Here is an 11,795-nt window from a genome sequence, read left to right as displayed (position 1 = left end):
TCCATGAGTAAGATTAATTTAGGTAAAGCATATCCCTTAGGCAGTACAGAATGTGATGTAGAAAATATCACAGGATTTAATTTCGCTATTTATTCTTCACAAGCAAGTGCGGTTGAACTTTGTATTTTTAAACAAGGTTCAACTCAAGAAACTCGTTTTCCCATGTATTGCACTGAAAATGTGTGGCACATTTGGCTAAGTGGATTGGATTATGGTACTGAATATGGGTTTCGCATTTATGGCAAAGAAGGTTCTTTATCTAATCCAAATAAATTGATGTTAGATCCTTATGCAAGATCGGTGACTGGTAAGCCAGATTTAAGTAGCGAAGAAAATCGTTCTTGGTTCTTGCTCAATGATGAACGAGATAATGGGCATTTAGCACCAAAAGCCTTAATCACATCTTCATCTTTTGATTGGGAAAATGATATTCTGCCTCAAACGCCTTGGGCTGAAAGTATAATTTATGAACTTCATGTCAAAGGTTTTACGCAATTACGCGAGGATATTCCAGCAGAAATTCGAGGGACTTATGCGGGATTAGCGCACCCCAATGCCATTGCTTATTTAAAAGAGTTAGGCATAAGTGCGGTGGAATTATTGCCAATAAATTATCATTTAGATGAACCGCACTTACAGGAAAAAGGGCTACAAAATTATTGGGGTTACAGTCCCTTAGCCATGTTTGCTGTTGAACCTAAATATTGCTCAAAGCAAACAAATACCACGCCATTAACTGAATTTAAGTCTATGGTAAAAGCATTACATCAAGCGGGTATTGAAGTCATTTCAGATGTGGTATTCAATCATTCCGTGGAATCAGAAAAGCATTTTCCAACCTTTAGCCAACGAGGAATTGATGATCGGACTTATTATTGGCAGGACGAAACTGGAAATTATTTTAACTTAACTGGTTGTGGGAATACCCTTAATTTATCAACTGAGATAGGGCGTCGCTGGGTAGTAGATTGTCTTCGCTATTGGGTTGAAGAATGTCATGTTGATGGTTTTCGCTTTGATTTGGCTTCTGTGTTAGGGCGCGAAACCCCAGATTTTAATGCTCAAGCCTTATTATTTAAAGAAATCGAACAAGTCCCAAGTTTACAAAAAGTGAAATTTATTGCGGAACCTTGGGATATTGGTATAGGCGGATACCAAGTAGGGAACTTCCCTGATTATTTTGCTGAGTGGAATGATCATTTTCGTGATGATATGTGCCGTTTTTGGTTATGGAAAAGTGGAGAGTTAGGCATTTTTGCTGAACGCTTTGCTGGTTCAAGTGATATTTATCGTCGAAATAAAAAACGTCCGCATAATTCGATTAATTTTATTACCGCACATGATGGTTTCACTTTGCGAGATTTGGTGAGTTATAACCAAAAGCACAATTTTGCAAATGGCGAAGATAACCGAGATGGACGTAGTGAAAATTATAGCTATAACCATGGTGTCGAAGGTAATGAAGACACTAATTCACATATTGAAGAGGCTCGTTATTTAAGTCGCTGTGGACTTTTAATGAGTTTATTACTATCCAATGGTACGCCAATGCTGTTAGCTGGCGATGAATTTGGCAATACTCAAAATGGTAACAATAACGCGTATTGCCAAGATAATGAAACAACTTGGTTGAAATGGCAGCATTTTGAGCAAGATCTTTTTGCTTTAACCAAGCAAGTTATAGCCTTGCGCAAGCAAATTCCAAGCTTGCAACAAGATAATTGGTGGCAAGAAAGCAATGTCTCTTGGCTAAATGTTGATGCTGAAAATATGTCGTTAAAAGATTGGCATAATAAAGACATTAAGGCGTTTCAGATTTTGCTGGATAACAAATATTTGTTTGTTATTAATGCCAAAGCAAATTTACAAAAATTTTCATTGCCTCAAGGTAATTGGGAAATTTTGTGCAATTCAGAAGTAGCATTTTTACAAAAGGAACAGTTAGATTTAACTGATTTAGCTTTTTGTGTGTTACAGAAAATAAGTGAATAACTCAATCTTGAGTTAGTCGTGAGTATAAAATTAAAGTATAAGGAGTTGCTATGAGTAATAGTATCGCTAAAAATCTAAGTAAATATGAACTTGTTAAAGATACCTTAGTATTAATTCTCGCTGGAGGTCGAGGCTCACGACTTCATGAACTGACAGACAAACGTGCTAAACCAGCGTTATATTTTGGTGGTAACCGCCGTATTATTGATTTTGCATTATCAAACTGTATTAACTCTGGTTTAAACCGCATTGGTGTGGTAACACAATATGCTGCACATTCTTTATTACGCCATTTACAAAAAGGCTGGTCATTTTTACCACAAGAGCGTGGCGAATTTATTGATATGTTGCCAGCTCGTCAACAAATTGATGACTCTACTTGGTATCGTGGTACAGCTGATGCTGTTTATCAAAACATGGCGATTATCCGTGATCACTATTGCCCAAAATATATTCTTATCTTAGCCGGTGACCATATTTACAAACAAGATTATAGCCAAATGTTATTAGACCATGTATCAAGTGGTGCAAAATGTACTGTAGGTTGTATTGAAGTTCCTCGTGAACAGGCTTCAGAGTTTGGGGTTATGGCTGTAGATGAAAACTTGAAAGTTAAAGCATTCGTGGAAAAACCAAAAGATCCACCAGCTATTCCAAATAAACCAGACACTTCTTTAGCTTCAATGGGTATTTATGTATTTGATGCAGATTACTTATATGACGTATTGATGCGTGAAGTAAATACACCATATACATCACATGACTTTGGTAAAGATATTCTACCAAAATCTTTAGAAGAAGAAGTTTTATATGCACACCCATTTAGCCGCTCTTGCATGGGACGTAATACAGATGGTGAAATTTACTGGCGTGATGTGGGTACATTAGATAGTTTCTGGCAATCAAATATTGATTTAGTTTCAGAAAATCCACAATTGGATATTTATGATCAACGCTGGCCAATTAGAGGTAATCCAGCACAAACCTATCCATCAAAATTCTTCTATAGAAAACAAAATATTAAACCTGTAGATAATTCTCTTATTTCTGGTGGTTGTGTGATTACAGATGCGGAAATTAGCTATTCTGTATTATTTGATAAAGTGAAAATTCAAGAAGGCACCAAAGTAGAATATTCAGTTGTACTACCTGAAGTAACTATTGGTAAAAACTGTATTTTACGTAACTGTATTATTGATCGTCATTCAGTCATTCCTGATAACACAGTAATTGGTGTTGATATTGAAGAAGATCGTAAGCGTTTCCGTGTAAGTAGCACTGGCAAAGTCATTCTTGTCACTGAGTCAATGTTGAAAAAATTAAATGGTGAAGAAGTGGCGTCTGAAGCTCATTTAGACTAAGCGTATAAATATAAATAAGTGCGGTAAAAACTTTTACTTTTTTTACCGCACTTTTATCAAGGATTTAAATTAACAATGAAAGTATTGCATGTTTGTTCAGAATTATATCCATTATTAAAAACAGGTGGATTGGCTGATGTAATGGGCGCTTTGCCTTTCGCACAAAACGAAATTGGCATTGATGCTCGAGTTGTTTTACCAGCTTATCCAGCGATTTCTCGTGGTATTCCAAATACCGTTGTTGTGGCTGAGTTTGATAACTTTGCGGGGCATATCGTATTACGTTACGGCGAATATAATGGGGTTGGCGTTTATTTAATTGATGCGCCTCATCTCTATGCTCGTGAAGGAAATCCATATCATGATATGTGGTATAACGACTATACTGACAACTATAAGCGTTTTGCATTATTGGCTTGGGTTGGAGCAGAGTTAGCCACAGGATTAGATTTTTGGTGGCGTGCAGAGGTTGTCCATGCACATGATTGGCATGCAGGTTTAACGGCCGCTTATTTGCATAACAAAGGTCGTCCAGCTAAATCGGTGTTTACTATTCATAATTTAGCCTATCAAGGTCGTTTTTCACCTTACCATTTAGCTGAAATTGGCTTACCTTGGTGGATGTTTAATGTTGATGGCTTAGAATTGTATGGTGAAATGTCTTATTTGAAAGCAGGCTTATATTACTCTGATGTTTCTACCGCAGTAAGTCCAACTTATGCTAAAGAGATCACAACACCTGAATTTGCTTACGGATTGCAAGGTCTGTTGCAAACATTAAAAGCGCAAGGAAGATTAGTTGGTATCTTAAATGGTGTAGATGAAAAAATTTGGCACCCAAATAATGACCCATATATCGAAGATCATTACAAGTTGAAATCCATGTCTGGCAAAGCGAAAAATAAAGCCAAATTACAGGCATATTTTAATTTGCCACAAAATCCGACCGCACTTTTATTTGTCATGGTTACACGTCTAACGGAACAAAAAGGGGTGGATTTATTAATTAGTAGTGCGGAACGAATTGTTCAGCAAGGTGGACAACTGGCAATTTTGGGTTCTGGTTCAGCACATTTAGAGGCTGGAATTAATTGGCTAGCGCAAGAATATCCTGAAAATATTGCGGTAAAAATTGGTTATGATGAAGCGCTTTCGCACCTAATGGTTGCTGGTGGCGATGTTATCCTTGTTCCAAGCCGTTTCGAGCCTTGCGGTTTAACCCAATTATATGGACTAAAATATGGTACCTTGCCATTAGTTCGCTCAACAGGTGGATTAGCAGATACCGTGGTTGATAGTAATAATGAAAATATCAAATCACGCCATGCAACAGGCTTTGTATTTAACGATGCTGATGTCGGTGGATTATGCTACGGTATTGACAGTGCATTTGCCTTATGGGGTAAACAAACTCAATGGGCAAGCGTAAGAGTGAATGCCATGGAACAAGATTTCAGTTGGCAAATCTCTGCAAAAGGTTACCAAGCTTTATACAATATGCTTTTAGGCAACTAAGTTTTAAATAGAAATAAAATAATTTGAGTAGAAATATTCAAGTTATTTTATTTTTTGTGCTTTAGTAAAGGGATTTATTATTTTTTTTGATGAATTTGTATAAAATTTTATTGTATTTTTTATACAGATGAATAAAATTCGTTAGTTTTTTTATTAGTTAATTTTTTATTAATCAGGAGTTTTAGCCTAATGGTGAATACACTTAATACCCCTTTTTCCTATAATCGCCCAGAAAATACAACGGACTCGTTGAAAAAGGCGATTGTTTATAAATTAATTTTCTTAATTGGTCGTTCGCCAGAAGAGGCAAGTCAACGTGATTGGCTGAATGCAACCTTGTACGCTGTGCGTGATTTAGTCACTGAAGGTTGGATCTCCACTGCTCGTCAAGCGAGAAAAGATGAAACTCGTCGAGTTTATTATCTTTCAATGGAATTTTTAATGGGACGCACATTGTCAAATGCGTTAATTTCTGAAGGTGTATATAACTTAGCAAAAGAGGCTTTATCTGAGCTTAATGTTGATTTAGAAGACGTATTGGAAAAAGAAGTTGATCCTGGCTTAGGTAATGGCGGATTAGGACGCCTCGCTGCTTGTTTTATGGATTCTATCGCCACTCTTGCTATTCCAGGTATGGGATATGGAATTCGTTATGAATACGGTATGTTCCAACAGCATATTGAAGATGGTCGCCAAGTTGAGAAACCAGATGCTTGGTTAGAAAAAGGCTCACCATGGGAATTTATTCGTCCTTCTAAACGTTTTAATATCCATTTCGGTGGCCATATCTATTTTGAAGGCAAAAAATGTATTTGGGAAAATGCGGAAGAAATTACCGCACTTGCTTACGACCAAATGATCCCAGGATATAACAATGAAAGTGCTACAACATTGCGTTTATGGAGCGCAAATGCTGGCGAAACATTTAACTTAGCTTCATTCAACCGTGGTGATTATTTCCATGCAATTGAAGAAAAATCATCTATTGAGAATGTATCTCGTGTACTTTACCCAGATGATTCAACGACAGCAGGTAGAGAACTACGTTTACGCCAAGAATATTTCTTAGTTTCAGCATCTTTACAAGATATTATTAAACGTCATAAACGTACTCATGAAACATTAGATAATTTAGCTGACAAAGTTGCAATTCATTTAAATGATACCCACCCAGCCTTAGCTATTCCAGAATTAATGTATATTTTAATTGATCAAGAAGGATATAGCTGGCAAAAAGCTTGGGATATGTGCCGTCAAGTCTTCTCTTATACTTGCCATACATTAATGTCTGAAGCGTTGGAAACGTGGCTAGTAGAAATGATGGCGAAAATTTTACCACGCCATTTACAAATCATCTTTGAAATCAATGATTATTTCTTAGAATACGTCCGCACTTATGTCACTACAGATAACGATTTTATTCGTCGTGTATCATTAATTGAAGAAGGCGATACTCGCAAAGTGAGAATGGGCTGGTTATCTGTTGTTGGCTCGCATAAAGTAAATGGTGTTGCAGCAATCCATTCAGATCTGATGGTAAGTTCAACTTTCGCTGACTTTGCTCGCATTTATCCAGAACGTTTTACTAACGTAACAAATGGTATTACACCTCGTCGTTGGATTGCTGTTGCAAATCCAGATTTATCCGCATTATTTGATAAATATATTGGCACTGAATGGCGTAAGGATTTAGCGCAATTAGAAAACCTAAAAGCACATATTCAAGATCCTGAATTGAAAAAAGCTATTCCAGAAATTAAACGTAAAAATAAACAACGTCTAGCAAACTATGTAAAACAAGAGCTAGGCATTGAATTAGATCCAAATGCGTTGTTTGATGTTCAAGTGAAACGTATTCATGAATACAAACGCCAAATCCTTAATGTATTGCACATTGTAGCTCGTTATAACGAAATGCTTGCTAATCCAGAAAAAGATTGGACACCTCGTGTCTTTATCTTAGCAGGTAAAGCAGCATCAGCTTATACTGCAGCGAAACAAACCATTAATTTAATCAATGATGTAGCGAATATCATTAATAACGATGGTCGCCTACAAGGTCGTTTGAAAGTAGTATTTATCCCTAACTACAGTGTAAGCCTTGCACAAATTATCATTCCAGCCGCAGATATTTCAGAACAAATTTCTCTAGCAGGAACAGAAGCATCTGGTACAAGTAATATGAAATTTGCTTTAAATGGTGCGTTAACATTAGGTACGTTAGATGGTGCAAATGTAGAAATTTTAGATAATGTTGGACAAGACAATATCTTCATCTTTGGTAATACAGTAGAACAAGTAGAAGAGTTACGTCGTAACGGATATCACCCATTTGATATTTACCAATCAGATGCACAATTGCGTGAAGTCATTGATCAAATCAATTCAGGCCGTTTCTCGCCAAAAGAGCCAACTCGCTACCATGATTTATTGAACTCATTACGTTCTTATGACTATTATCAATCTTTTGCTGATTTCCGTAGCTATGTGGAAATGCAGAAAGTTGTTGATGAGAAATATAAAAATCAAGATGCTTGGGTTGAAAGCGCATTACAAAATATTGTGAATATGAGTTTCTTCTCATCTGACCGCACTATTTTAGAATACGCAGAGAAAATCTGGAAAATCGAGCCATTAAAACTGGCATAAACAAAGTTTAAAGGGAGCTAAATGCTCCCTTTATTGTTATAACTTGAAATCCCAAGCGAAAAATCATATCCTAGAGCCGTTTTTTCACAACAAATTTAGGTTGTAATTATGCTAAAAAAAGCAAAATATAGAAAAGATTATCGAAGCCCTGATTTTACTGTTACCGACATCTATCTTGATTTCCAATTAGATCCACAACAAACCATCGTTACCGCCAAAAGCCAATATCAACGCCTTAATCCAGAAAGCCAACAATTGCGCTTAGATGGTCATAATTTTCAATTTATTTCAATTAAACTGAATGGTGAAAATTTCAAATCTTACGAACAAGATGAAGAAAGTCTTACTTTAGATTTAACTCATGTAGATACCAAAAATTTTGAGTTAGAAATTGTTACGCATTTACAACCAAGTACTAATACTTCTTTGCAAGGTCTTTACCAATCGGGCGATGGAATTTGTACTCAATGTGAAGCAGAAGGCTTCCGTCAAATTACTTATATGTTGGATCGCCCAGATGTCCTTGCGCGCTATACAACTAAAATCACGGCAGATAAGAGCAAATATCCTTATCTTTTATCTAATGGTAATCGTATTGCTGCTGGCAATATGGAAGATGGTCGTCATTGGGTTGAATGGCAAGATCCATTCCCAAAACCAAGCTATTTATTTGCTTTAGTGGCTGGAGATTTTGACTTATTACAAGATAATTTTGTGACAAAGAGCGGTCGTAATGTTTCTTTAGAATTATATGTTGATCGTGGCAATCTTGATCGTGCTCATTGGGCAATGACAGCCTTGAAAAAATCAATGAAATGGGACGAAGAGCGGTTCAATTTAGAATATGACTTAGACATTTACATGATTGTCGCGGTAGATTTCTTCAATATGGGCGCAATGGAAAACAAAGGGTTAAATATTTTTAATTCAAAATTTGTACTTGCCAATCCACAAACTGCTACAGATGAAGATTATTTAGCCATTGAAAGTGTAATTGCTCATGAATATTTCCATAACTGGACGGGAAATAGAGTAACTTGCCGAGATTGGTTCCAATTAAGCTTAAAAGAGGGATTAACGGTATTCAGAGATCAAGAATTCTCATCTGATACAGGCTCACGAGCAATCAATCGCATCAATAACGTAAAATTTTTACGCACAGTACAATTTGCCGAAGATGCGAGTCCGATGTCGCACCCAATTCGCCCTGAAAAAGTGATTGAAATGAATAACTTCTATACCGTGACAGTATATGAAAAAGGTGCAGAAGTTATTCGTATGCTCCATACGTTATTGGGAGAAAAAGGCTTTCAAGCAGGTATGCAGCGCTATATTGCGGATCATGATGGCAAAGCTGCCACTTGCGAAGATTTTATTGTGGCAATGGAACAGGCAAATAATATTGAGTTGAAACAATTCCGCCGTTGGTATAGCCAATCAGGCACACCAGAATTGCGAGTCACAGATTTTTATGATGAGAAAAATCATACTTATCAACTCAAAATCGCTCAATCTACTGCACCAACAGCAGATCAAATGGAAAAAGTCAACTTGCATATTCCAGTAAAAATTGCTTTATATGATGAAAATGGGATTGAACAATGTTTACAGGCGAATGGCGTAGGGCTTTCTGAGGTGCTTAATCTCACACAGCAAGAGCAAACTTTTGAGTTTCAAAATATTTATACTCGCCCTGTACCCGCATTATTATGTGATTTTTCTGCTCCAGTAAAATTGGATTATGCGTATAGCACCAAACAATTAATTACTTTATTAAAATTCGCTAAAAATGACTTTATCCGTTGGGATGCGGCACAAATGTTATTTAATGCTGAGTTACGTCGTAACTTAACTAATTATCAACAAGGACAAGAGTTAGATTTTTCCAACGAAATTTTGACCGCACTTTCTCAAGTACTAGAGAATTATCAACAAGATATTGGTTTAACAACGACAATTTTAACCCTGCCAAAAGAAACTGAATTTGCAGAATTATTCAAAACTATTGATCCTGAAGGTATTTATGCAGTATGCGAATTTATGCAACGCTATATCGCAGAAAACCTGAAAGATCTATTCTTAAAAACCTACAATGAAATTCAGTTGGGTAGCTATCAAGTCACAGAACAAGATATTGCCTTAAGAGGTTTGCGTAATCTTTGCTTAAATTATTTAGCTTATACAAATTTAGGCAATAATTTGGTCAATAAACATTACACTTACGCAGATAATATGACGGATAGCTTGAGTGCGCTCAAAGCTGCAACACAAGCACAGCTTCCTTGTCGTAATCAGCTATTAGCAGATTTTGAACAAAAATGGCAACATGATGGCTTGGTAATGGATAAGTGGTTTACCTTGCAAGCAACAAGACCAGAAGAGAATACTTTGGCACATGTTCAGCAATTAATGGAGCACCCAAGTTTTAATTTTAACAATCCAAACCGTTTAAGAGCCTTAGTCGGTGGCTTTTGTATGCATAACTTAAAAGGCTTTCATGTGGCAGATGGCTCAGGGTATCGCTTTCTCACAGAGGTCTTATTAAAACTAAATGAAAGCAATCCACAGGTTGCTTCTCGTCTAATTGAACCATTAATTCGTTTCTCTCGTTTTGATCCACAAAGACAAACCTTGATGAAACGGGCGTTAGTTCGTTTAAGTGAAACAGACAATCTGTCAAAAGACTTATTCGAGAAAATCGAAAAAGCGCTTCAATAAAATCTCAAAAGTGCGGTAGAATTTACCGCACTTTTTTCTTCAGTTAAAACTATCCAGAGAGATAAAACTATGTATTCATTAATTCGTAAAGCAATCTTCTCCCTTGATGCAGAAAATGCACATGATCTAACCATAAAACTTCTCAAATTGACGGGAAATTCCCCGTTAAATCCAATCATTAAAAGCCTTTTAGCTTGTCCACAAGGCGAGGAAAAAACAGTCATGGGAATAAAATTCAAAAATCCCATTGGCTTAGCGGCGGGGGCTGATAAAAATGGCGACGCTATTGATGGATTTGGCACTATGGGTTTTGGCTTTATTGAAGTAGGTACTGTGACTCCTTTAGCACAAGAAGGTAATCCTAAACCAAGACAATTTAGACTTCCTGAGATTGAGGGGATTATTAATCGTAATGGTTTTAATAATAAGGGAATTGATTACCTTATCGAAAATGTAAAACGCGCTCACTATAAAGGCATTATTGGCATCAATATTGGTAAAAATAAAATCACCCCAATCGAAAAGGGAAAAGATGACTATATTTATTGTTTGAACAAGGCTTATAATTATGCCGATTATATTACGATCAATATTTCATCGCCCAATACACCTGAACTACGCCAGTTGCAATATGGTGATGCCTTAGAGGATTTATTAAGTGCGGTCAAAAATCAGCAAAAAATTCTTTGTGATTTACATAATAAATATGTCCCAATCGCCGTCAAAATCGCACCAGATTTAACAGAAGAAGAACTTGTACAAATAGCTGATACATTACAACGTCACAAAATAGATGGCGTTATTGCAACCAATACGACAATTTCTCGCGAAAACTTACCTCAACTCAAATATTCACAAGAAATTGGCGGCTTAAGCGGCAAACCTTTACAACAAAGAAGTACCGAGATTATTGCTCGTTTGTCGCAAGAATTAAAAGGAAACATTCCAATTATTGGTTGTGGTGGAGTAGATAGCCTAGAAAGTGCGCAAGCCAAAATTAATGTTGGTGCAAATCTAATACAAGTTTATTCAGGGCTTATTTACCATGGACCGAGATTGATTAAAGAATTGGTACAGAATATTAAATGAAATTTGAAATTATCCAAAAAATTAAGGAAAACTAAATATGAATAAGAATTTACAAGATGAACTAAAAAAAGCCCTACAAAGTTTTGATGATGTTTGGGCAAATGAAGAAAAAACAGAATTAGCACATAATTTATTGCTCGATAAACTAGAACAACATGATCGTGAAATTCTTGCTATATTATTAAAAAATGATGAGCTAAAACGTCATTTTTTTGTGGATATTGATGGCGTATTTGTTTTTAAACAAGCGGACTTTCAATTCTTTTTATCGCAAAATAAAGTCAGTCATTCTTATACCAAATATAAGAACCGTATTGGGCTTACTGATGGCAGTCGTTTTTTAAAAGATAGTACGGATATTGTATTAGATTTTCCATTTAAAGATTGCGTTCTTAGTGGTGGACAAAGTTCAGAAGAGAGTGAAGAGACTTATTTTGAACGTAATAATGCCACACAGCACAGCACAGCACA

The 11,795-nt window shown here is 36.2% G+C and carries 7 protein-coding genes; all 7 read left to right on the top strand.

The features are described from left to right. Positions 1–3: 3 nt before the first annotated feature. The gene (glgX, locus tag B0186_RS08790) at positions 4–1,992 is read left to right on the top strand and encodes a glycogen debranching protein GlgX (RefSeq protein ID WP_078218984.1); all 1,989 of its coding nucleotides are present in this window, start codon (positions 4–6) and stop codon (positions 1,990–1,992) included. 50 nt (positions 1,993–2,042) lie between these two features. Continuing rightward, a complete protein-coding gene (gene glgC, locus B0186_RS08785) occupies positions 2,043–3,353 on the top strand; it encodes a glucose-1-phosphate adenylyltransferase (protein WP_078218983.1) in 1,311 nt (436 codons plus the stop codon). 75 nt (positions 3,354–3,428) lie between these two features. Continuing rightward, positions 3,429–4,868 (top strand): glycogen synthase GlgA, encoded by a 1,440-nt coding sequence (gene glgA, locus B0186_RS08780; RefSeq protein ID WP_078218982.1) that lies wholly within the window; start codon positions 3,429–3,431, stop codon positions 4,866–4,868. Between the two features lie 189 nt (positions 4,869–5,057). Next, the gene (locus B0186_RS08775) at positions 5,058–7,517 is read left to right on the top strand and encodes a glycogen/starch/alpha-glucan phosphorylase (RefSeq protein WP_078218981.1); all 2,460 of its coding nucleotides are present in this window, start codon (positions 5,058–5,060) and stop codon (positions 7,515–7,517) included. A gap of 108 nt (positions 7,518–7,625) precedes the next feature. After that, complete coding sequence (gene pepN / locus B0186_RS08770) at positions 7,626–10,235, top strand: aminopeptidase N (protein ID WP_078218980.1); 2,610 nt, start codon at positions 7,626–7,628, stop codon at positions 10,233–10,235. 69 nt (positions 10,236–10,304) lie between these two features. Further along, positions 10,305–11,324: a quinone-dependent dihydroorotate dehydrogenase gene (gene pyrD, locus B0186_RS08765; protein WP_078218979.1), complete on the top strand. Its 1,020-nt coding sequence runs from the start codon at positions 10,305–10,307 to the stop codon at positions 11,322–11,324. Between the two features lie 37 nt (positions 11,325–11,361). Then, on the top strand, positions 11,362–11,795 hold a 434-nt coding region (locus tag B0186_RS08760), incomplete at its 3' end, for a site-specific DNA-methyltransferase (RefSeq protein WP_268875292.1).

It is taken from the genome of Canicola haemoglobinophilus (genome assembly GCF_002015075.1).
Lineage (GTDB): Bacteria > Pseudomonadota > Gammaproteobacteria > Enterobacterales > Pasteurellaceae > Canicola > Canicola haemoglobinophilus.
This window is presented reverse-complemented; position numbering and strand designations above follow the sequence as displayed.